A 23,835-nucleotide genomic window follows, 5' to 3' on the forward strand; every position below is an offset into this window, starting at 1 on the left:
AACAGCATTTCTTTGGATAACGATTTGACCGCTTCAATCCATCAAAACAACGCTAAAACGCTTTTCGCCGCGCTTGATGACTGCATGCTGAAAGACAGGTTCCGCCTCAGCAAACGCATTAAGGGTGCACAACGGATCAAGAAAAATGAGGCCCGTCAGGCTGTCTTTGATGACATCGCGCTGGATATTGCCAAATCTATGCAGGTACGCTTGCAGCGCCTGAATGCCCAACCTTCCATTACCTTTCCAGAACAGTTACCTGTCAGCCAGAAAAAAGACGAGATTGCGCAAGCCATTGCCAATAATCAGGTAGTGATTGTTGCGGGTGAAACGGGCTCAGGTAAAACCACCCAGTTACCTAAAATTTGTATGGAACTGGGTCTTGGTGTGTCTGGGGTAATTGGTCATACCCAACCGCGCCGTCTGGCTGCGCGTTCTGTTGCCACCCGCATTGCGGAAGAGCTTGAAACTGAACTTGGGAAAACCGTTGGTTACAAAGTGCGGTTCAACGATCAGGTGTCAGAGGAATCCCGGGTCAAACTGATGACCGACGGTATTTTGCTGGCTGAAATTCAGCATGACCGTTATCTCAACCAGTATGACTGCATCATTATCGATGAAGCGCACGAGCGTAGCCTGAATATCGATTTTATTCTGGGTTACTTAAAGCAATTGTTGCCGAAGCGCCCGGATTTAAAGCTGATTATTACCTCGGCGACTATCGATCCGGAGCGTTTCTCGAACCATTTCGGTGGTGCGCCAATCATTGAGGTGTCTGGTCGTACCTATCCGGTAGAGGTGCGTTACCGCCCCTTAGTAGAAGACAGCGAAGACACGGATCGCGATCAGCTTCAGGCGATTTTTGATGCCGTCGATGAACTGCATGAAGAAGGGCCGGGCGACATCCTGATCTTTATGAACGGTGAACGTGAAATCCGCGACACCGCCGATGCCCTGGACAAGCGTAACCTGCGTGACACTGAGATCCTGCCGCTGTATGCGCGTTTGTCATCGTCTGAGCAAAACCGTGTCTTCCAGCCCCATTCTGGTCGCCGTATCGTGTTGGCAACCAACGTGGCGGAAACCTCGCTGACCGTGCCGGGTATTAAATATGTGATCGATCCCGGCACGGCACGGATTTCCCGTTACAGCTATCGCACCAAGGTGCAACGCCTGCCGATTGAACCGATTTCACAGGCAAGTGCCAACCAGCGTAAAGGGCGCTGTGGACGGGTGTCAGACGGTATCTGCATCCGCTTGTATTCGGAAGAGGATTTCCTTTCCCGTCCGGAATTTACCGATCCTGAAATCCTGCGTACCAACCTGGCGTCCGTTATCCTGCAAATGACGGCGATTGGACTGGGTGATATTGCTGCGTTTCCGTTTGTCCAGCCGCCAGACAGCCGCAATATTTCTGATGGTGTTCGCTTGCTTGAAGAGCTGGGGGCGCTGAAAGAAAGCAAGAAAGGTGATGATCAAAAACGCCTGACGGATATTGGCCGTTCACTCGCACGCCTGCCCATCGACCCACGACTTGCCCGTATGGTGCTGGAAGCGGGGCGTCTGGGTGCGCTCAATGAAGTGATGGTGATTGCTTCAGCGCTGTCGATTCAGGATCCCCGTGAGCGTCCGAGTGAGAAACAGCAGGCAGCAGATGAGAAACATCGCCGCTTTAACGATAAGGAATCTGACTTCCTGGCCTATGTAAACCTGTGGGAATACATCAAGGAGCAACAAAAGGCACTGTCCGGCAACCAGTTCCGCAAACAGTGTAAGAAAGATTACCTGAACTATCTGCGTATCCGTGAATGGCAGGATGTGCATTACCAGATCCGCCAGGTGGTCCATGAGCTTGGCTTCAAGATCAATCAGGAACCGGCGGATTACCAATCTATCCATGTGTCATTGCTGGCGGGGTTACTGTCCCATATTGGCCAGAAAGATCAGGAAAAGAACGAATACCAAGGTGCGCGTAATGCCCGCTTCAACATTTTCCCGGCATCTGGCATTTTCAAGAAGCAGCCGAAGTGGGTAATGGTGGCTGAGCTGGTGGAAACCTCCAAACTTTGGGGACGTGTGGCCGCCAAAATCCAGCCTGAATGGGTGGAGCCGCTCGCGAAGCACCTTATCAAGCGCAGCTATTCTGAACCGCATTGGGAGAAGAAGCAGGCAGCTGTTTTTGCCTTCGAAAAAGTGATGCTTTATGGCATTCCTATCGTGCCGAAACGCAAAGTGAATTACGGCAGCATTGATCCCGTGGTCAGCCGCGAACTCTTTATTCGCTCTGCGCTGGTAGAAGGGGACTGGGAGACCAAACACAAGTTCTTTCATCAAAACCGTAAGATGCTGGCCGAAGTGGAAGAGCTGGAGAAGAAATCCCGTCGCCGCGATATCCTGGTTGATGACGATACACTCTACGAGTTCTACGATCAGCGTATCGATCATACCGTGGTATCTGGCCGTCACTTCGACAGCTGGTGGAAGACAGTCAGCCGTGATGAACCGGAAAAGCTAAACTTCGAAAAAGCTATGCTGCTCGCAGGCGATGCCAGCCATGTCACTGAGTTGGACTATCCGAACTTCTGGCATCAGGGCAACCTGAAGCTGAAACTCAGTTATCAGTTTGAGCCGGGTGAAGACCATGATGGTGTGACAGTGCATATTCCGCTTCCGGTACTTAACCAGATACAACCGGATGGCTTCGACTGGCAGATTCCGGGTTTGCGCCATGAGCTCATCGTTTCTTTGATTAAGTCATTGCCAAAGACGTTACGACGTAACTTTGTGCCAGCACCAAACTATGCCACAGCTTTCCTTCAGCGTGTGAAGCCAATGGAAATGCCGCTGCTGGATGCGTTGGAGAAAGAATTGAAGCGCATGACCGGTGTGACTGTGCTGCGTGAAAACTGGCAACTGGAGCAATTACCGGAACACCTGAAAATCACTTTCCGTGCCGTTGACCACAAAAATCGTAAGTTAAGTGAAAGTTACGATTTGTATGAGCTGAAAGACGGCCTGAAAGAGAAAGTGCAGGAGACGCTGTCTCAGGTGGCTGATGACGATATTGAACAACAGGGACTAACGACTTGGAGCTTTGGTGCGCTTCCGAAAATGTATCAACAGAAGCGTGGTGGATTTGAAGTCAAAGCCTTTCCGGCAATTGTGGACAACAAAGATTCGGTGGGTATCAAGCTTTATGAAACCGAAGAAGAGCAGCACCAGGTGATGCAGCAAGGTCAGCGTCGCCTGATCCTTCTGAATGTGCCGTCACCGATTAAGTACCTGCACGAAAACCTGCCAAACAAGTCGAAGCTTGGCCTTTACTTCAATCCCTATGGACGTGTGCTGGATTTGATTGATGACTGTATTGCCTGTGGCGTTGATAAATTGATAGAAGCGCAGGGCGGCCTGAAATGGCAGCCTGAAGAGTTCGAGGCGCTGAAAGAGCATGTGCGTGCCGAGCTTGGCGATACCGTGGTGGAGATTGCCAAGCAGGTAGAGCAGATCCTGACGACAGCCTTTAACATTAATAAAAAGTTGAAAGGTAAAATTGACTTTACCATGGCCTTTGCGTTGTCAGATATCAAAGCGCAGATTGAAGGCTTAATCTTCAAGGGGTTTGCAACGGAATGTGGCTGGAAACGTTTACCGGATATCCAGCGATACATGAATGCGATTGAACGTCGTTTGGAAAAACTGCCTATCGATCCGAATAAAGATCGCTTGCATATGCTGAAAATTGAATCTGTCACCAATGATTACAAAGAACTGCTGAACAAAATCCCGAAAGGGCAACGTGTTCCTGAGGCGGTGAAGGAAATCCGTTGGATGATAGAGGAGCTTAGGGTGAGCTATTTTGCCCAGCAATTGGGGACGCCTTATCCCATTTCAGATAAGCGGATAAAGAACGCTATCGATGCGATCTAATAAACTCTTACATCTGTGTTTCAATTAAGGAACACATTTCCTTAAAAAAAGAAAGCCAGTGTTTATGCTGGCTTTTTCATTTTTTACCGTTATGGCAACATTCGCCGAAATCAGCGGCAATAAATGGCAAACTTATGTTTCTGCCACTGAAGTGAATGTTTGCGTGTCAGCAGATAAATCGTGAAATTCAAGCCTTTCGGTATTCTTACCTTATGAAAAATAAAATATTTATACCAAAATTTTTTGGTATGGGCTTTGGTATGGCACATATTACGCCACCTTTAATTTGAGGTTACCGGGGAGAAATATGATTTCCGCGTTGTACTGTACGGCACGTATTTGTTTATGACAGGTCATTTACGGGTAAACGATGTTGTTAAAATTATTGAAAGCAACTTTGATATTTAAGTTAATGTTGTTTTCTGAAAATGTATTCGCAGTTGCGATGCCAGATGCTCAATCTATGTATCGTAAGTTAAATCTATCGACGGAAGTTTCATTTGGAAAATTTCAGAAAGCATATAACCATTTCCTGACCCATCGTGGCAGTAAGGATGTTTTTACTGTGATCGATTACGGTAAACCGTCATCTCAAAAACGTTTTTGGGTTATTGACGCAGCGAAGCGAAAAGTCCTGTTTGCTTCTTACGTTTCTCATGGTAAGAACAGTGGGACTCTTTATGCGAGAAATTTTTCCAATGTTGTGAATTCACACCAGACGTCGATTGGTATTTTCCGGGCAGCAGAAACCTACTATGGTAAGCATGGTTACTCGCTTCGCCTAGATGGGCTTTCAAAAGGAATTAACGACAATGCACGTCGCCGTGCAATTGTTATTCACGGTGCCACGTATGCCCATCCCAGTGTGATTGCCAAAACCGGACAATTAGGGCGCAGTTGGGGGTGTCCGGCGCTGCCAACTTATTTGTCAAATAAAGTCATCAACACTATTAAGGATGGTACATACATTTACGCGTTTGCGTAATTGATGCTTTGAACGGATAGAGACGACGCATTTAGATCTATGCGTCGTTTTTTTGCCTGTCAGTGTAATGCCAGCAACCTGAATTTTGTGGTTGTCTAATAATATGCAATAAGAGTGGATTCTTCATAGGGCTAACGCAATATGGGCTCTGTTAACAGAATAAAAAGGGATAAATATATGAAGTCGACACCATGTTTGCTGGCTATCGTAATGGGGTTTGCTATTTCTGATTCGGCCAGTGCAATAACGAGCTTACATTATGTACCTCAACTGGCACTAAATTATGAACGGGAAACCATCAATAACTGGCAGGACTATTTTTACAGCGAGAAGCTCGATGGGATTCGCGCTTACTGGGATGGTCAATCTCTGTTTACGCGACAAGGTAAGCAGATTTTCGCACCAACATGGTTTGTCGATGCGTTCCCTGATATCCCCTTGGAGGGTGAGCTCTGGATTGGGCGAAATCAGTTTGAAGCTACAATGGCCGTGGTGATGGATAGCAAGCCGGATGATGAGGCCTGGAAACAAGTGCGGTTTATGGTGTTCGACATGCCAGCAAGCGTTGATCGCTTTGAAAAGCGCTACAGTGATTTCAAAAGCCTGATTTTGAACATAGACATTCCACATTTAGGGTATGTAGAACATTATCCCGTTGAAGGTGAAGTGGCATTAAAGGAAATGCTCAATGCTGTTGATAGTATCGGTGGTGAGGGCCTGATGCTTCGCAAACTTTCCGGCGTCTATACTGCCGGGCGTTCAGACAATGTGCTCAAAATGAAAGTGGCTGATGATGCTGAAGCGGAAGTGGTTGGCTACGTTGGCGGAAAAGGTAAACATCAAGGCCGGATGGGGTCTTTGGTGGTAAAAATGCCTGATGGAAAAGAGTTTAAAATTGGTACAGGTTTTTCCGATAGACAACGGGAAAATCCACCTGCGCTGGGAGTGAAGATCACCTATCGTCACAACGGCTTTACCCACAATGGTATCCCTAAGTTTGCACGGTTTGTGCGGGTGGATGCCAGCAAGCAATAATCCTGATTAAACACCGTACCGTTTTGTCTGAATGAAACCTGACATCGGTGTATGATCACGCCGTCACTGCAAGTATCCCTCCAAGCGTAGGGGACTTGAAAGTAAAGCAACTCATGCAAAAAAGCGCCCCGGAAGGCGCTTCTTTGTTTCAAGCTCAAACGCAATTAGATGCGGATGAAGTCCATGTGCATGACTTTTGGCTTGAATGGGTGGCGCTGGATGTCCTGAGGCTTAACTTTCACTTCTGCGCCGTCGATTACCAGAGTAATCGCTTCGTAGAACTCAGGCTTGTCCATTTGAGTGATCACTTTAGAGTGGTCCAGTGCGATTGCAACTGGTGCTGCTTCGCCACCGTAAACTACTGCTGGGAACTTGTCAGCGTGACGCAGGCGGCGGCTCGCACCTTTACCCTGCTCAGTACGTACTACTGCTTCGAATTTCATAATAAATACTCTTAAATAGAGAGTTGAAAATAAGCACTCAGATTTGCGACCAAACTGAGTACCAAGTAAATCGAGCGCGGATACTAACATTGAGGCCGGGTAATAACAAGCTATCCCAGCGATTTAGTGTGCAATTGATGGCAAATTGTACGAGCCACATTTGCTTATACAAAACACTGCTCAGGCCACGTTTGACAGCATAGTGCGGATCTCTTGCTGGGAGGCAAACTGGTCCAAATCAAAAATCTTGTCCCTGATTGCCCAGAACCTGCCATTTTTGCGGGCAACAACAAAATCCGGGAACCTCAACCTATGTTCCGCACGCACCACTTTAGAGGGCGCCGTGTCAGTAAATGGGCGATGCCTGTCTACCAGATGGGGATGTATGAACCTGGCGAGAAACTCTTCTTTTTGTCGCTTAGTGGAAAGAGGCCAGACTTCGTGGATTTCAGCGCCATCTTGCCCGATATAGGTCACTTTAAGCTGTGGCTTGTCGAACTTGTTTTTCCCTGCCGTTAGGCGCATGTCGACGCAGGCCATGATCATTGCGTCTTTGAGTTTCAGGGCATCACGCAGCTTTTTATCTGGATCCACCAGGGCATGGTCACATTGGTGGCAACGGCGTGCCGCAATGTCATTGTCTGCTCCGCATTCACTGCAAAATTTGGCGCGGAAACGGTAGCCACAGATTTCGCGCTCGCCAGCGTCATCTTCAAAAAATCCCTGACAGCGACGGCCATAATGCTCAATCAGAAAGCCGTTGTTATCCAACTTGCCCCAGAAGTTATTGTTGAATCCGCAAGCCGGGCAGGGCACGGTGACAATTTCACTGTCGCTGTCAGGTTTGGGATCGCCAATTTCCGGCTGATACAGATCGTAGACGTTACCGGCGTAATCGAGGATTAAGCAATCCTTTTTGCCGGGTGAAAGGCGAAGGCCGCGTCCGGCAATTTGTTGGTACAGGCTGACAGATTCTGTCGGGCGAAGGATCGCAATAAAATCGACATGGGGGGCGTCAAAGCCTGTGGTGAGTACCGATACATTGACTAGATATTTAATTTGGCGGTTTTTGAAGCGCTGGATAATGCTATCGCGCTCATCTTGCGCGGTATCGCCAATGACCAGTGCAGATTCTCCGCCTGGCAAGAGTGTCATTATCTCTTGGGCGTGTTTTACCGTTGCGGCGAAGATCATCACGCCGTGTCGCGCTTTTGCGTATTCAAGCACCTGTTGAATGATCTGCGGGGTGGCACGCGGCGCATTTTCAATCACCCTGTCCAGATCCGCTTCTTTATAAAACCCGGTCGAAGAGGTTTTCAGCGACGAAAAATCGTAGCTCAGTACCGGGGCGTCTAAAATCCTGGCCTCAGTCAGAAAACCTTCATCCAGCAGAAAGCGAATAGGGAGTTCAAAAATACAGTCACGAAAGAACCTTGGGGTTTCACTGCGTACCCGACCTGCGGTGTGATATTGGTATATCCATCCCATACCGAGGCGGTAAGGGGTGGCAGTAAGGCCAAGCACTTTGATTCCCGGATTCACACTTTGCAGGTGTGCAATAACTTTGCGGTAACTGCTGTCTTCGTTGTCCGGTACGCGATGGCATTCGTCGATAACCAGCAGCGAAAACTGGTCTTTAAACGCATCAAGGTTTCTTACCACAGACTGGACAGAAGCAAATACCACTTTGTCTTTGCTTTCTTTTCTGCCAAGTCCGGCAGAGAAAATGCCACCTTTCAGTCCGTAACCCTCATACTTTTCATGGTTCTGCTCGACCAGCTCTTTGACATGGGCCAGCACTAAAACACGGCCACGGGCGAGCTTTGCCAGCTCTGCAATCACCAGACTTTTACCAGCACCGGTCGGCAGTACAGCAACCGCAGGTGTGGAATGGTGGCGGAAATAATGAACAACAGCTTTGACAGCGTCAGCCTGATAGGGGCGGAGGGTATACATGAAATCAAAAAGGCAGCCAATGTAAGGCTGCCCAGTGTATCGAATCCGGTGGGAGCAATAAAGATTAGCGGATTAACCGCTTGGACATAATGCAGTGTTGGCGGCGCGGCATGTAATCAAACTGCTCATAAAACTCGCGGGCGCCGCTGTTGCCAATGTTCACTTCAAGAATCACTGCCTGACATGCTTTTTCTGTCGCATGAGCTTCTATCTTGGGCAGTATGTGAGAGCCGACACCCTGGCGGCGCCAGTCTTGTTGCAGGAAGATTTGGTCAATGACCGCAATTTGCCCGCCCAACTCAATGCTGAAGCTGTAACACAGTACGACAAAACCAATAATTTCTTGTTCATCATCTTGGTCAATACTGATGAGAAATACATCACCCTGTTTAGGGTTTGCGATGAGGAAACTGAATGCGGAAGTCACGTGTTCGATATCAAACGTCAGTGCTTCATGGTCATGCATAGACTTGGAAAGTTCAAGGAGACGAGGCATTGATGCTACGGAAGGTGACTGCAGCGAGATTTTCATAAATGCTTCCTTAATCAATAAGTTAGTCAAAATAGGAGTATACTCAAAAATTGGAAGTCACGGGGTTAGACTGTCTCGGAATTGTTAAGTTCGGCATCTCTTAGTTATAGACAGTGAATGAAAGAGTGCAATGTCAGCACTGCATTTTGGGGTAGCCGACTTTCTTGTTTACACAAATCTCTCAGCGGTGAAAACTGCCTATCAGCGTCATTTGAGTATATAATCCGCGCCCTAAGAAATTGGCGGTGAAAAGCAATGATCAGGCTAGATAAATTCTTGTGTGAAACAGTAGGTGTTACTCGTAAACAGGCAGCAAAAATATTAAAAGAAGAACGCGTTACTGTGGATGGCACCACCATTAAAAATGGAGCGATAAAAATTGCCGAAGAGGCCGACGTTGAATTTGATGGGATGTCACTGCGGCTGGCTGGTCCAAGCTATTACATGATGAACAAGCCGGCAGGTTATGTCTGCTCCCATGACGATCCTTACAACCCAACGGTGTTTATTTTGCTTGATGAAATTGGCGCGGAGAAGCTGCATATTGCAGGGCGTTTGGATTGCGACACAACAGGCCTGTTGCTGTTGACGGATGATGGGCAGTGGTCACACCGGGTAACATCGCCTAAACACAAATGCGACAAGGTTTACCGTGTTTGGCTGGATGATCCCGTGTCACCTGAAACGGAACAGTGTTTTGCTGAAGGCATCAAACTTCGCGGTGAACGCACTGAAACCTTGCCAGCGCAAATGCAAAGGGTCAGTGAGAAAGAAGTGTTGCTGACAATTCATGAAGGAAAATACCACCAGGTGAAACGTATGTTTGCCGCGGTGGGCAATAAGGTGGTCGGCCTGCATCGTGAATCTGTGGGTGGGTTGGTGTTGGACGAGGCGCTGGAACCGGGCGAATATCGCGAACTGACGGATGAAGAGATTGCTCTGTTTTTACCGAAGCAATAACTGCCGCTACCCTGAGACGCTGCAAAGGAGCATTTGTGGCGTTTTTATGTTTTGGTTGTTTGACATTACATCCAGTTAGAAAGGGATTATTTCCTCACTGGAATGAATCAAAGTGTTATTATGTGACTTATATCATTGTGGCGCTCAGTCACCCAGGTGTCGCGCAGTGGCCGAACCCTTCGGTGACGACAACATTTTCACCTTCTCCTCTTTTTCAAGGCATACATGACAACAAACGCAGTAAACCAACCTCAGCAACAACAGCTGACCTTCTTATTGATCTTAGTGCTTGGTGCGATCGCGGCACTTACGCCACTGGCTATTGATATGTATCTTCCTGCCATGCCGGACATTGCGCGTGATCTTGCGGTGAATCCCGGTCTGGTACAACAAACGCTGGCAGCCTATACAGCAGGTTTCGCCATCGGACAACTTATCCATGGCCCTATTTCAGACAGCTATGGCCGTCGTCCGGTATTAATTGGTGGGGTCAGTTTGTTCATGGTGGGGGCGATAGTCAGTGCGATGGCTGCTGACATTACCACCTTGACTTATGTCCGTGCGGCTCAAGGGTTTTGTGGTGCAGCAGCCGCAGTCGTCATTCAGGCACTGGTGCGTGATATGTTCGACCGCGAAGAATTTGCCCGCACGATGTCATTCATTACACTGGTGATGACAGTTGCACCACTGGCTGCCCCGATGATCGGGGGTTATCTGGCCATATGGTTTGGCTGGCGCTCAATATTCTGGCTATTAGCAGGTTTTGCCGCACTGGTGATCGTGTTGGTGATGGCATTAATCCCGGAAACACTGCCATTGACGGGCCGGCCACCGCTTCGCATTGGGTCGACACTGCGAAACTACATGAAGATCCTTCGTTCAAGGCAATCCGTGGGGTATATCTTTGCGTCCGGTTTTTCTTTTGCCGGCATGTTTTCATTCTTGACCGCCGGTGCCTTTGTGTATATCGATCATTACGGCGTAAGCACGGAAAATTTCGGTTATCTGTTTGCCCTGAATGTGGTCTGCCTGATTGTAATGACCTCTTTTAACGGTAAGTTTGTACGCCGTATTGGCAGTGAAAATATGCTGAAAATTGGCCTGACTATTCAGCTTTTGGCCGGTATTGCATTAATCGTAGGTCAAGTGCTGGAACTGGGTTTGTGGGGAACCGTGATCCCGGTAGTCTTTTTTGTCGGCACCATTTCCATCGTGGGCAGTAACTCTATGGCATGCGTGCTCAGCGCCTATCCGGAACTGGCAGGCACGGCGTCTTCGCTGGCAGGTACACTAAGGTTTGGCACAGGTACGGTTGTTGCTGGTATAGTTGCCGCCATTCATGTGGACTCTGCCTGGCCGATGACAGGTGCCATGGCAGCGTGTGCAATACTGTCCGCCCTGTTTTACTGGGGCTTTGCGAAAAAATAAGAAAATGAGCTACATCGAAGACATTAAATCCGTGGTGGATTCAGCGCTTGCTGAGCTTGAGGCAGCAAAGGCAAGTGGTAAGTTACAAAACAACCCGGTCAGTGAAGAGTCATTTCTGTGCCGATGGGTAGCGCAGGCGATAAAGAAACAGCGCTTTAAAAACTCAGTTTCCAAGGAAATGACCCACTGGGTGCAGCAGGGGCGCAGTATGGGCAAAAATGCCAATATCAAAGGGCAAATGGCACATATTGCCAAGGTTTATCATCATTACTTCCCAGCAGGGGATGAACATCCTGCGTTGACCCGGGCGCAGTTTGACAATCTGATTAATGCGCTCGAAAAAGCGGACTGGATGATTCACACCGAGTACGAAATTAACCGTAAAGTGCGGGTGATCTCCGAAGGACAGCATTCATTTGCCGTATGCAGTACTGCGCTGGCCAAAAGTTTTAATGAAGATGACGAATTGGTAAAACCGCTGAGTCTGTATGTGCGTGGCCCAGAATCCTGGTTCGTAGAGACAATGCGTGAGCATGGCTTTCTGGTGACTAAAGTGACGGACTACAAATCGATTGTGAAATATCATGGCGAATACCAGATTTGGCCGCGTAATCAGGCAGAGCGCCTGGTGGTGTTGCCAGACAGCCTGAAACCCTAAGATGTAGAAGTCATCAGGTGTAAAAAATTAAGAATAGTGGCGCGGGGAGATTTTCTTCGCGCCACTTTTTTTTGCCAGCGCGTATGCCATGCCTTTAAAAATAAAAAGGTGGGCAGGCATCATGGCAAACCAGTAAAGTAATCCGCTAAAGCCGGCAGGGTGCCACCACGCCCGGATATCGAGCAGCCGGGTTTCGCCTAGATCATTAACGGTGAATTCCAGTCTGCCGAGTCCCGGGGCTTTCATACCAAACAGCAAAGAAAGGTGCTTTTTCGGCACGCATTGAATTACCTTCCAGCTATCAATGTAATCACCGGTTTTTAAGGTATTGGATTGCGGCCTGCGTTTTTCCAGTGCGTCTCCCCCAATTGCGGCATCCATCCAGGCGCGGAGCTGCCAAAGCGCATTGCCGAAGAAGTAGCCATTTTCGCCGCCTACTTTCTGGATGTTTTCCCATAAGACGTCAGCACTGGCGTCGGTTTCAACACAGAAACCAGCATGCTTAGGATAGTAGCCATAATTTTTGTGCCAGCGGGCAATCGCATCAGCATCAAACCCCCATATGTCGCTTTTTACCACGTCACTTTCATTGGCAAGGGCGGCTTCAACAGCCTGCTCGAAGCTGATCTGGGGTTCGGGAATCACACTGGCAATGTCGTTTCCTGTGGGTAAAAGATCGTAACTCAGACCATCTATCAAAGCGCTGGCAATCGGTTTGGGAACGGTGGTAATCAACGTCAACCACAGAGAAGAAATTCTGGGGGTCAACAGCGGCATCTTAATGATGAAAATACGTTTGTTGATAATCCGGGCAAAGCGGCGCATCTGATCTTCATAGCTGATCACTTCCGGGCCGCTGACATCAAAAACTGGCGACCCTTTTAGGTCTATATCGATGAGTTTGGTCAGGTAACCAATCATGGTTTCGAGCGCCACAGGACTGGATTTGGAGCGTACCCAGATAGGGGTAGTGATCACAGGCAGGTGCGAGACAATGTCACGCATCACCTCAAACGCCGCCGATCCGCTCCCGATAATAATGCCCGCACGAAGTTCAATGACTTGCTTCCCACAGTCTCTTAGTATATTTCCGGTCGCCTTGCGTGCGGCAAGGTGGGGAGAGGAGACCTGCTGGGGTTGGGTTGCGCCAAGATAAATCAATCTTTCAACGCTGCTGGTACTGATTTCTCTTGCAACATGACGAGCCATATTCAATTCATATTGATAGAAGTCTGTGCCGGAGGCCATGCCGTGAACAAGGTAGAATACATGGGAAACCCCCTCTAAAATGGTAGAAAGATCACCTTCGTCGATGAGATCGATTTGCACCAAAGACACATTGGGATGGGCGTGCCACGGATGATGTTTTAATACATCCAATGACCGGCTTGTTGCTGTTACCTGATAGCCCTGGCTAAGCAGGGCGGGGACCAACCGGCTACCGACATAACCGGTAGCGCCGATTACCAATATCTTTTTATTGGTTTTTATCATGTCATTTCCATTGAAAAGTGTTTCCTGGACGTAGGGGACTTCATCGCTGCCTGCGTGCTATTTTATGGCAGGTTGCTATGAATTTTGAAAGCAGTTTTGTCGGTATATTTTACATATAGAATCAAAAAGCAGAGGAACCTGCAACGGGCTTAAATGTGGCACAACGGTTTATCGGTAGTTAGAAACATGTTGATGTAGGGTGACTTTTCATCGGAATAGTCATTGAATCGACGAATGGTGAATGGGTCATTATCTAAAAACGGTCCAAATAGACGGTGGGTTCAAACATCTTTCTTGATGGGTTAGATTGCGGTAAATTGCAGCATTTATCATGCGTGTTCGCTGTATTTTTTGAGGCGGGTTTGACGTCTCAAGGGGAAAAGATGTTAGAGCTGATTGGACTTTGCAAGGGGTATTTGGATGGCGGGGATTTCCATCCAGTTTTGCAAGGGGTTGATCTGTCTTTGGCCAAGCACGATCAGGTTGCTTTGATGGGGGAAAGCGGATCAGGTAAAAGCACCATCCTTAACTTAATTGGTGGACTCGACAACCCAGACTCCGGTGAGATCATCGTCACTGGCACCCCCATTCATGCATTAACAGAGCGGGAGCGTACTCGCTTCCGCCGGCATTACATTGGTATGGTATTCCAACAGTTTAACTTGCTTCCCACGCTGACCATTGCCGATAACATCCGTTTTTGCCGTCAGCTAAAAGGGTTACGAGACGATGACGGATTGTGGCGCCAAATTCTCTCTGCATTGGATCTGATGCCGTTGCTTGGACGTTACCCAGAAGAGGTGTCAGGTGGTCAACAGCAACGTGCGGCGATTGCTCGGGCATTGTATATGGAACCGAAAATTCTCCTTGCTGACGAACCGACGGGTAGCTTGGATGAACGTAATGCTGATGCGGTAATGCGTCTTCTTACTACGCTGACCCGTTCACTTGACTGCGCGCTGCTGGTTGTCACTCACAGTGAAAAAGTGGCGGAATACCTGGGGCACCGTGTCACGCTGCAAGGGGGCGTTCTGAATGTACGTACCCGTCGCTAAGGCACTGTTTGGTCACTATCGCCGACATCCGTTTCAGATCTTGCTGGTTTGGTTAGGGCTGACGCTGGGTGTCGCGTTGTTGGTGGGCGTAATGTCAATCAACCAACATGCCCAGGACAGCTATCAAAAAGGAGCCAGTTTCTTTACCAATCCGTTTCCTTATGTGTTGCATCACCGCGAACGGGGAAAACGGATTGACGAATCCCTTTACATTTCATTGCGCCGCGCGGGTTTTAACCAGTGCGTACCTGTTGATATTTATCGGACTTCGACTGCCGACGGACGCGATATCCAACTGATGGGTATGGATACCGTGGCGATGTTCGCGTTTAATGCCTCAAACCCAGATGCTGTTGTTGCCGAGCAATCTTTGCTTGAAGGGTATACGACCCAATGGGTCAGTACTGAGCTGGCCAGTCATTTCGGTTGGGTGGATGGTCAGAAAATTGCCCTGAAAGGGGGCCGTGAGATCGGGCCCATCAAACTGGTTGAAGGAGGGAAAATTGGCTCGGGGACCCGGTTGCTCGGCGATATTTCTGTTATTCGGCGTCTTACTGACCATGATGGTTTTAAGCTTGTTTATTGTGGTGCCATGGACAACGCCGAACGGGACGCACTGCAGCATAGGTTGCCTTCCACGATCACCCTCACTCGCACTGAGGCGGCGCAACTTGGGCCACTGACGCGTGCATTCCACCTCAACCTTTTTGCGATGGGGTTGCTGGCATTTTTGGTCGGGCTGTTTATTTTCTATCAGGCTATTTCCCTGTCGATGACGCAACGTCAGCCGCTGGTAGGCTTAATGCGTGAGTTGGGTGTTGGTCGCAAATCCTTGGCGCTAGTGGTCAGTGTGGAAATGTTGATCTGGCTGATTCTGGGGTTAATTGGCGGCAATATTGCCGGTTTGGCGTTGGCCCAGAAACTGATGCCAACGGTAGCAACCACCTTGAGCGATCTTTATGGCGCGAACGTTGATTTGACACTGCACTGGCAATGGAAATGGGGCCTGTACAGCTTTCTGTTGGGCGTTTGTGGCTTTGCTATGGCATCGGGTTGGCCTTTATATCGGCTTCTCACTACGCCGCCGGCGCGGCTGTCAAAACGGATGTCACTGGTGCGTTTCTCTGGCCGTGAATTCACTTGGCAAGCTGTGATTGCCTCTCTTCTTATCCTGATTGCACTGGGTGTTTATAGTGCACCGCAAAGTCAGGCACAGGGGTTCGCCCTGATTGCGATTATCCTTATCAGTGGTGGTTTGTTGTTGCCGTTTATGATGTGGAAAATTTTTTTGATGTTGTCAGACAACATCAACGTGGCGCGGATGCGCTGGTTTCTTTCTGATGCATCGGCTTCGCTGAGCTACCGTGGTATCGCGGCCATGGCATTTATGATGGCCATTGCCACCAACATCGGTATGGAGACCATGGTTGGCAGTTTTCGGGTAGCAACGGAAAACTGGCTTCAACAACGTTTGGCCGCGGATATTTATGTGCGTCCTGACAAAGCGGTGGCGGAAAAGCTGTCTAGCTGGCTTACTGAGCAGGATGCTGTAAAGCGGAGTCTGGTTCAGTGGCGACACGAAATTGATACAGCCCAGGGAGTGGTTGAAATTCACACTATCGGCACCAGTGCAGAAGAGCGTGAAGCATTGGCAATAAAAGTCGCTGCTCCGGATTATTGGAATCACCTGCATCAAGGCAAATCACTGATGCTGAGCGAATCGCTTGCTCTTAAGTTTGACGCCCAACCCGGTGATTTAGTCAGTTTGCCTGCCCCTTTCGGCGGAAAGTGGCGGGTCGCAGGCATTTATTTTGACTATGGAAACCCCTACAGCCAGGTCATCGTATCAAACCGCTCGTCACTGCTCCCCTGGATTCAGGAGGCGGGTCGAGTGGGCGTGGCAGCCTTGTTTGAAGACGGAGGTGATGAGGATGAATTGGTGGACACTATGCGGCACCAGTTTAACCTCCAGGATTCGCAGGTCAGCAACCAAAGGGAGATTCTTGCGACTGCAATGCGTATTTTTGACCGTACTTTTTTAGTCACAGATACCTTGTGTACATTGACCCTGATTATTGCAATCTGCGGCTTGTTCTTTTCTACATTGGCAACAGAGCTGTCCCGCCAACGGCAATATACCTTGCTGCGTTACATGGGTATTTCAGGTCGCGAGCTGGCTTTCTTAGGGGGTGGTCAGCTTATGCTGATCGGTCTTTTCTCTGCGTTGTTTGCATTACCGCTGGGGCTGATTATTGCTGAAGTCCTGATCAATATTGTGCTCAAATATTCATTTGGCTGGACCATGTCAGTGTCCTATTTCCCGACAAGTTATTTCATCACCCTTAGTGGGTCGCTGTTGACGCTGTTGTTGGCTGGTTGCTGGCCAGTATGGCGATTAATAAAACGGTCGGCAGTGCTGTCGTTCAGGGATGCTCAATGATGCGTGATGAAAGAAAACCCCAACCGCTCGTATTCACTGTTATAGGGTGGGGTATTGCCGTTCTACTCTGCTTATTGGCGCTGTTTGGTTCGGTATTGATGGAAAAAAAAAACCCGGACCGCTCGGCGGTTTCTGCATTGGTGGCGGCCAACCCAGAGATGTTTTCATCTGTCACGCCAGGTTTTCCCCTGACATTTCCCCGGGACTACGGTGCTCACAATGATTTCCGACAGGAATGGTGGTACATCACTGGCAATGTGCAAGACAGCGATGGCAACCAATATGGCATCCAGTGGACACTGTTCCGTTCAGCCCTGCACGGAGAAAAAGGGGAAGGATGGAGTGATAACCATATTTATATGGCGCATGCAGTACTGACCAGTAAAAATGGCGTGTATGCCGCAGAGCGTTTTGCCCGCGGGGGGATCGGCCAGGCCGGTGTCGCGCTTAATCCTTTCAATGCCTGGTTGGATAACTGGCAATGGACAGGGAGTGGTGAGCAACCTTTTCCCGGCACTTTACAGGCTGCGGATAAGGGGTTTTCATTTAATTTGCAAATGCACTCGACCCAGCCAGAGTTGTTGCAGGGGGATAACGGATACAGCCAAAAGCACGCTGATAAACCGGTGGCTTCTTACTATTTTAGTGTGCCAGCCATTGCACTCAATGGCACGATAACGATCAATGGAAACACGATTGAGGTGGCTGGCAAAGGTTGGGTTGATCGTGAGTGGAGTACTCAGGCATTAAGCGAAGACCAGATAGGGTGGGATTGGTTCTCAATCCAACTGAATGAGGGACGTTCTCTGATGTTGGTGCAGGTGCGTGGGGAGAAAACGCCATACCGGTTTGGCGTTATCAGTGATGAATCTGGTTGGTCTGAAACACTGACACATCAAGACATCAATATGATGCCGGTTGATTTTGCAAAAATGCCAACGGGGAGACACCTGCCTGTCAAATGGACACTCAGCGTACCAAAGTATGGTATTGATCTGACCACTGAGCCCTTGCACCAGCAAAACTGGTTGCCATTTACTTTTCCGTATTGGGAAGGTCCCATCATGATTACTGGCTCTGGTGAAGGGGTAGGCTTTATGGAAGCGACGGGGTATTGAGGTATCTTCCGCCCCGGATCGATTAAAGACAACCTCAAGCTCTTTTTTTGACCGCCTCGTGTTTTCTCTCACCGCAGATAGCCTTCTTTGTCTACCAAAAAGGTTAACGCCACTTCGGCTTTCTGGGTACCACTTCAACGCCGGTTTGTTTGCGTCCGGCAATCGCATTCAGGGTCAGCTCCAATGCATTTTCACAGAGTAATTCGAACTGTTGGGGAAGGGATTGAACTTTCAGTGGAATAAAATCCAACATCCGGTTGTCACCAAAGGTTGCAAACTTCACGTGCGCACCGATTTCTGGTTGCTCGAGGACAGCATCCAATACGCCTTCAAACAGGGAATAGGAGGTAGTAATAATAGCTTCTGGAACGGTGCCTGCTTCATACCAAGCCAGCATTAGGCGCTTACCTTCCGCCTGACTGAAATGGTTACCATAAGCGATTTGGCTACTTACATGGGCTTTGCGGGCAGCAGATAAGAAACCTTGTTCGCGCTCACGTGAAATGCCTAACTCCGGCATTGCACCAATCAGACCCAACGAGCTTGCGCCAGTATCCGTCAATTTTTTTGTTAGGGTGAATGCCCCATCCAAATCTTCACTGATCACACTGGCAAAGTGTTCATCATTTAACGCCCGGTCAATGGCGATCACCGGCGTTCCCGATTGTTGAATGACGGGGTAGAAATCATTATCAGCAGGCAGGGCAGAGGCAACAATCAGCGCATCTGTTTTTCGGCCGACCAAGGTGTGTACAACCTGTTTTTCAGTTTCTGGGTTATCGTCAGAGCAACTGATGATAAGTTGATAACCTACCTGACGGGCATCACGCTCTAACAATTTAGCGATTTTTGCATAACTGGTGTTTTCAAGATCCGGGATCACCAAGCCAAACGAACGGCTTGTCCCTGCGCGCAATGCGCTGGCTGCATGGTCAGGGCGGTAGTTATATTTCTCGACGATCGCCATCACCTTCTGTTGTGTGCGTTCGCTGATCCGGTATTTGGCGGACTTACCGTTAATCACATAGCTGGCAGTGGTCCGTGATACGCCAGCAAGACGGGCTATTTCATCCAGTTTCATTTTTGCCTTCACCCTTATTTGTGCGCGTGATCATAAAAAGCGCAAAGGATTTTCTCGATTTTTTGCATTATAAGCTGAATGGATTCAGCATTAATAGCTGAAAGGTTTCAGCTATTGCTAAAATTGTGCGTTAAATCTGTTTTTTTGATTTGATGCTGAAACGATTCAGTTTTCATCGTTGCTGACTTCAGCTAAGCAGCTTGATACCTGGCGAGAATGAGGTGTTGGAGTGTGTGCGATCTTTAATGCGCTAAAGTCAAAAGTCAGTAAGTTTGAATTGTCCGCAGTCAACGAGACGAAAAGCGGGGATGAGTGGGTTAAGCCCATTGAATTTCGAGGTAATCACTATGTTGGAACTCACGCAACACGACGTTCATCTTGGTAAGCAAGCCACAGACAAGCAAGAAGCTATTCAACATATAGCTAACGATTTGGTGCAGAAAGGCTTGGTATCTGATGGTTATGCTTCTGGGATGCTGGAACGAGAGCAACAAAACTCGACCTACTTAGGTAACGGCATTGCTATTCCCCATGGCACAACAGATACCCGGGATTTGGTAAGAAAAACCGGGGTGCAGATCCACCATTTCCCGGCAGGTGTAAACTGGGGAGATGGCAATATTGTGTATTTAGCGATTGGTATTGCGGCGAAGTCTGATGAGCACCTTGGGATCTTAAAACAATTGACACATGTGCTCTCGGCTGACGGGGTAGAGGACGCCTTGAAATCGGCAACGTCTGCGGAAGATGTACTTGGCGTATTAACAGGAAAAAACCAAAAGGGCCTGTTGTTTGATGCCAGTGTCATCACCTTGCATTTCCCGGCAACAGATTTGATCTCATTAGCTGCAGTCTGCGCAGGAAAACTGAAAAATGCCGGTGCGGTGGAGCCGCCATTTGTTGCTGATATTGTCTCAAAAACACCCGTGCATCTGGGGCAGGGACTATGGGTGAATGCCTCTTCGGCTGCTGTCAACCAGACTGCTATCGCGTTTATTTCGTCAGACTCCCCATTTGAGAGTGAGGGCCAACCCGTGAGGGGCTTGCTGACGGTGGCGGCCGCCAGTGGTGAATATGCTGACATCCTCAAGACTGTCAGCGGGCTGGTTTTCGACGGCAAGGTAAATGAGTTGTTCAGCGACTCAGAAGAAGCGGTGATTAGCACACTGACGAGTGTACGTCAGGCTGGTTTGACCAAAGTATTCAAAATCAAAAACGCACATGGTCTACATGCCCGCCCCGGCGCAATGTTAGTCAATACCGCGAAGAAGTTTGACGCTCAAATTTGGGTGTCAAACATCAGTGCTGGCGGAAAGCCCGTCAATGCCAAGAGCTTGATGAAGGTGATTGCCCTTGGAGTAAAGCAAGGCCATGAACTTGAGTTCACGGCAGATGGTGTGGATGCACAAGATGCTCTCGATGCCATCGGTGAGGCTATTGATGCGGGTTTGGGTGAGGGCTGAACCATGACGAACAAAGGTGTTGTCACTGTTACATTGAACCCGGCGTTAGATATGACAGGCACAATGGATGAGCTGCAGGCAGGGTCGGTAAACCTTATTCAATCATCGAATCTCAACCCGGGTGGAAAGGGGATAAACGTTGCAAAAGTTCTGGCGGAACTGGGAGCGAAAGTGACGGTTACTGGATTTCTTGGTGAGGAAAATCAGGAACTGTTTGAGCATCTGTTTGAGTCGAAAAGGATAACGGATAGGTTTATCCGTGTACCCGGCGCGTCGCGAATCAACGTGAAGTTGGTGGAAGGAAGTGGTCGTGTGACAGATCTCAATTTCCCAGGTGTTACGGTGAGTCCGGAAAATATCGCTGCAATGGAAGACACACTGATGGCCCTGGCAGAAACGAACGATGTGTTTGTGATTGCTGGCAGCCTGCCCAAAGGTATTTCCCCGCAAACGCTGGCTTCATGGATTCAGCGCCTAAAAGAGAAAGGAAAAAAAGTGGCTTTTGACAGCAGTAATGCTGCATTGGCTGAAGGGCTGAAAGCATCGCCTTGGTTGGTTAAACCCAATGATGAAGAGCTATCACTCTGGGCTGGTGAACTACTAAATACTGAGCAAGCCCTTCGTAAAGCAGGGGAAAAACTGGCAGCAACCGGTATTGAAAACGTGGTAATTTCCCGCGGTGCTGATGGTGTGCTCTGGCTGAGAGAAGGCAAATGGTACGCCAGCCAACCGCCCCAAATGCAGGTTGTCAGTACAGTAGGTGCCGGGGATACCCTTGTTGCTGGCATGTGCTGGTCCGAGTTGAACAACTGGGATCGAGAGCGTGCCCTAACGTTCTCGACAGCGCTTTCTGCGCTTGCGGTGACCCAAGTGAATGTTGGTGTTGAGAATATCGCCCACGTGGAATCGCTCCAAGCTGAAATTAACGTGACACAAATTAACGAAAAATAAAGGAACAGGGGTAGAGAGATGAAAGCTATCATCGTGACATCGTGCCCAAGTGGTATCGCGAACACTATTATCGCCGCAGGCCTGCTTGAAAAAGCATCTGCAGCACTTCAATGGACAGTGACGGTTGAGTGCCAGACCACCGTTAAGGCAACAGAGAAATTGACGCAATCTGCCATTGAGGCGGCGGAACTGATTATTGCGGTAGGCCCTGTTTCAGACATGGCCCGTTTCTCCGGTAAAAAGGTTTATCAGGCTGAACTGTCAGCGTGTTACAGCGATGCAAAACAGTTGCTGGAACACGCTGCAATGAATGCCTCAGTTTATACCCATCAAGAGAAAAGCGGTGCAACGGATCGGCAAACGGTTGGCGAGCCCAAACGTATTGTTGGAATCACGGCTTGCCCAACCGGTGTGGCCCATACATTTATGGCTGCTGAAGCGATTGAAGAAGAAGCAAAAGCGCAAGGCATGTGGGTGAAAATTGAAACCCGCGGCTCTGTCGGTGCGAAAAATCAACTGACAGACGAGGAAATTGCGGCAGCGGATCTGGTGTTTATCGGAGCGGATATTGAAGTGGATATGTCCCGCTTTGATGGCAAACGTGTTTACCGTACCAGCACAGGCGCTGCGCTGAAGAAAACCAAAGAAGAGCTGGCCAAAGCGTTCGATCAGGCAGACATCTACAAGCATGGTGGTGCCAAATCTGACAATGCAGCTACCGCGAAGAAAGAGCGTACAGGTGCATACAAACACTTGATGACCGGTGTATCACACATGCTCCCCTTGGTGGTTGCCGGTGGCCTTTGTATCGCTTTGTCTTTTGTTTTCGGTATTGAAGCTTTCAAAGAAGAGGGCACGCTGGCTGCTGCACTGATGGAAATTGGTGGTGGGAGTGCTTTTGCCTTGATGGTGCCTGTTCTTGCCGGTTTTATTGCTTTTTCGATTGCAGATCGTCCGGGCTTGGCGCCGGGTCTTATTGGCGGTATGTTGGCCAGTTCAACGGGAGCAGGCTTTCTGGGGGGGATTGTTGCCGGTTTCCTGGCTGGGTACAGTGCAAAGCTAATCGCGGATAAGGTCGAGCTGCCAGATTCTATGGCTGCACTTAAACCCATCCTTATTATCCCATTGCTTGCAAGCCTGGTGACTGGTTTGGTCATGATCTTTATTGTGGGTGGTCCTGTCGCTGGCATCATGAGTAGCCTGACGGCGTTCCTGAATAGCATGGGTTCAACTAACGCAGTGTTGTTAGGTGTGGTGCTGGGAGCCATGATGTGTTTTGACCTGGGCGGACCGGTAAACAAAGCCGCGTATACATTTGGTGTCGGTCTGTTGGCGTCACAAACTTATACGCCAATGGCTGCGGTTATGGCTGCAGGTATGGTGCCTGCAATGGGGATGGGGCTGGCGACATTGTTGGCACGTAGCAAATTCAATCCACAGGAGCGCGAAGCAGGTAAAGCCTCTTTTGTTCTTGGTCTGTGTTTTATTTCCGAAGGTGCGATTCCATTCGCGGCACGCGACCCGATGCGAGTTATTCCATCATGTATGGCAGGCGGTGCGTTGACCGGTGCGCTGTCCATGCTGATCGGAGCGAAACTGATGGCACCACACGGCGGTATCTTTGTACTCTTTATCCCGAATGCGATTACGCCTGTGTTGTTGTATTTGGGGGCGATTACTGCAGGTACGTTGGTGACGGGTTTTGTGTATGCAGCATTGAAACAGTCTGAGGGTGTGCAAGCCGTTTCCCAGCAGGCGTAATACATTAAACAGTGTTCAGCAAGCCAGCCTTCGCGCTGGCTTGTTTGCATAGGGCTCTACTAAAGACGCGATACGTGATGTTGATACAGGTTCAGGTCGCTTTGTCCTTGCATAAAGGCGATGTGTAATTCGACTAATTGTTCGCTTTCTCTTTGCCAGATAACATCATTTTGTTGCTGGCAGAATTCCATCATTGCCACAATCAATCCATCCAGTTTCTTTAGACTCCAGCACCGGATATCCGGTTCGATATCTGGTCGGGATGCCAATGCCTGGAGTTTGGCGTAACAAAATTGCAGGTAGCTGAAAGCGTCTTCTGTTTTTCCTTCAAACTGATAGTGACGTTGTAACTTGAAACAGCCATCAACAAAATAGGCAATCGCATCACTACGCATCAGGTCAATCGGCGGGTAGAAAATCATTGCAGGGGTTTGCGAGACGACCATTGCAAGTGAATCAATAGAACGGTGCGCGGTGTCAGCATACCATTGTTGAATTTTTTCCATCCAAGAATCGATAGCACCCATGACGTACTCCAAGAGAATCGG

18 protein-coding genes are annotated in these 23,835 nt (G+C 48.9%); 12 read left to right on the plus strand and 6 right to left on the minus strand.

Going from position 1 to position 23,835, the window contains the following annotated elements:
- Positions 1-24: 24 nt before the first annotated feature.
- The 3 genes from hrpA to AC6IB1_RS09180 all read left to right on the plus strand — a co-directional run bounded on the left by hrpA (position 25) and on the right by AC6IB1_RS09180 (position 5,947).
- Positions 25-3,927 (plus strand): ATP-dependent RNA helicase HrpA, encoded by a 3,903-nt coding sequence (hrpA, locus tag AC6IB1_RS09170; RefSeq protein WP_497568761.1) that lies wholly within the window; start codon positions 25-27, stop codon positions 3,925-3,927.
- 370 nt (positions 3,928-4,297) lie between these two features.
- Positions 4,298-4,912, plus strand: a complete 615-nt coding sequence (locus AC6IB1_RS09175) for a murein L,D-transpeptidase catalytic domain-containing protein (protein WP_497568762.1) — start codon at positions 4,298-4,300, stop codon at positions 4,910-4,912.
- A 177-nt stretch (positions 4,913-5,089) separates the two neighbouring features.
- On the plus strand, positions 5,090-5,947 hold the full coding sequence (locus AC6IB1_RS09180) for a DNA ligase (protein WP_497568763.1): 858 nt from the start codon (positions 5,090-5,092) through the stop codon (positions 5,945-5,947).
- A 164-nt stretch (positions 5,948-6,111) separates the two neighbouring features.
- Here the strand turns inward: AC6IB1_RS09180 and rplY are convergent, their stop codons facing one another.
- The 3 genes from rplY to AC6IB1_RS09195 form a co-directional block, all read right to left on the minus strand.
- A complete protein-coding gene (gene rplY, locus AC6IB1_RS09185; protein ID WP_497568764.1) occupies positions 6,112-6,390 on the minus strand; it encodes a 50S ribosomal protein L25 in 279 nt (92 codons plus the stop codon).
- Positions 6,391-6,570: 180 nt separating this feature from the next.
- Positions 6,571-8,346, minus strand: coding sequence for a DNA repair helicase RadD (gene radD, locus AC6IB1_RS09190; RefSeq protein ID WP_497568765.1), 1,776 nt, complete (start codon positions 8,344-8,346; stop codon positions 6,571-6,573).
- Between the two features lie 64 nt (positions 8,347-8,410).
- Positions 8,411-8,878, minus strand: coding sequence for a GNAT family N-acetyltransferase (locus tag AC6IB1_RS09195; RefSeq protein ID WP_005505509.1), 468 nt, complete (start codon positions 8,876-8,878; stop codon positions 8,411-8,413).
- Between the two features lie 255 nt (positions 8,879-9,133).
- On the opposite strand from AC6IB1_RS09195, the gene rsuA reads away from it, so the two are divergent.
- The 3 genes from rsuA (at position 9,134) to AC6IB1_RS09210 (ending at position 11,924) form a co-directional block, all read left to right on the plus strand.
- Positions 9,134-9,838 (plus strand): 16S rRNA pseudouridine(516) synthase RsuA, encoded by a 705-nt coding sequence (rsuA, locus tag AC6IB1_RS09200; RefSeq protein ID WP_497568766.1) that lies wholly within the window; start codon positions 9,134-9,136, stop codon positions 9,836-9,838.
- 225 nt (positions 9,839-10,063) lie between these two features.
- Positions 10,064-11,266 (plus strand): Bcr/CflA family multidrug efflux MFS transporter, encoded by a 1,203-nt coding sequence (locus AC6IB1_RS09205; RefSeq protein ID WP_497568767.1) that lies wholly within the window; start codon positions 10,064-10,066, stop codon positions 11,264-11,266.
- Between the two features lie 4 nt (positions 11,267-11,270).
- Entirely contained in the window at positions 11,271-11,924 is a 654-nt protein-coding gene (locus tag AC6IB1_RS09210; protein WP_497568768.1) for a DUF2913 family protein, read from the plus strand.
- 27 nt (positions 11,925-11,951) lie between these two features.
- Here AC6IB1_RS09210 and AC6IB1_RS09215 read toward each other — a convergent pair whose 3' ends face one another.
- Positions 11,952-13,418 carry a DUF2867 domain-containing protein gene (locus tag AC6IB1_RS09215; RefSeq protein WP_497568769.1) on the minus strand — a complete coding sequence of 489 codons (1,467 nt, stop codon included), beginning with the start codon at positions 13,416-13,418 and terminating at the stop codon, positions 11,952-11,954.
- A gap of 383 nt (positions 13,419-13,801) precedes the next feature.
- Here AC6IB1_RS09215 and AC6IB1_RS09220 point away from each other — a divergent pair, with 383 nt between their 5' ends.
- The 3 genes from AC6IB1_RS09220 to AC6IB1_RS09230 are packed head-to-tail and all read left to right on the plus strand — an operon-like array spanning position 13,802 to position 18,031.
- A complete protein-coding gene (locus tag AC6IB1_RS09220) occupies positions 13,802-14,473 on the plus strand; it encodes an ABC transporter ATP-binding protein (protein WP_497568770.1) in 672 nt (223 codons plus the stop codon).
- On the plus strand, positions 14,454-16,913 hold the full coding sequence (locus AC6IB1_RS09225; protein ID WP_497568771.1) for an ABC transporter permease: 2,460 nt from the start codon (positions 14,454-14,456) through the stop codon (positions 16,911-16,913). The genes AC6IB1_RS09220 and AC6IB1_RS09225 overlap by 20 nt, the downstream gene beginning before the upstream one ends.
- Positions 16,910-18,031: a lipocalin-like domain-containing protein gene (locus tag AC6IB1_RS09230; protein ID WP_497569122.1), complete on the plus strand. Its 1,122-nt coding sequence runs from the start codon at positions 16,910-16,912 to the stop codon at positions 18,029-18,031. Before AC6IB1_RS09225 ends, AC6IB1_RS09230 begins: the two co-directional genes overlap by 4 nt.
- A gap of 103 nt (positions 18,032-18,134) precedes the next feature.
- Here the strand turns inward: AC6IB1_RS09230 and cra are convergent, their stop codons facing one another.
- Positions 18,135-19,112 (minus strand): catabolite repressor/activator, encoded by a 978-nt coding sequence (cra, locus tag AC6IB1_RS09235; RefSeq protein ID WP_497568772.1) that lies wholly within the window; start codon positions 19,110-19,112, stop codon positions 18,135-18,137.
- A 347-nt stretch (positions 19,113-19,459) separates the two neighbouring features.
- Between cra and fruB the strand changes: the two genes are divergently transcribed.
- Genes fruB through fruA form a run of 3 tightly spaced genes read left to right on the plus strand, consistent with a single transcriptional unit; the run spans position 19,460 to position 23,287 of the window.
- Positions 19,460-20,575, plus strand: a complete 1,116-nt coding sequence (gene fruB / locus AC6IB1_RS09240; protein ID WP_497568773.1) for a fused PTS fructose transporter subunit IIA/HPr protein — start codon at positions 19,460-19,462, stop codon at positions 20,573-20,575.
- A 3-nt stretch (positions 20,576-20,578) separates the two neighbouring features.
- Entirely contained in the window at positions 20,579-21,526 is a 948-nt protein-coding gene (gene pfkB / locus AC6IB1_RS09245) for a 1-phosphofructokinase (protein ID WP_497568774.1), read from the plus strand.
- Between the two features lie 18 nt (positions 21,527-21,544).
- Entirely contained in the window at positions 21,545-23,287 is a 1,743-nt protein-coding gene (fruA, locus tag AC6IB1_RS09250; RefSeq protein ID WP_497568775.1) for a PTS fructose transporter subunit IIBC, read from the plus strand.
- 59 nt (positions 23,288-23,346) lie between these two features.
- Here the strand turns inward: fruA and AC6IB1_RS09255 are convergent, their stop codons facing one another.
- Positions 23,347-23,814 carry a hypothetical protein gene (locus tag AC6IB1_RS09255; protein WP_497568776.1) on the minus strand — a complete coding sequence of 156 codons (468 nt, stop codon included), beginning with the start codon at positions 23,812-23,814 and terminating at the stop codon, positions 23,347-23,349.
- Between the last annotated feature and the right edge of the window lie 21 nt (positions 23,815-23,835).

The organism is Grimontia sp. THUN1695 (assembly GCF_059704325.2).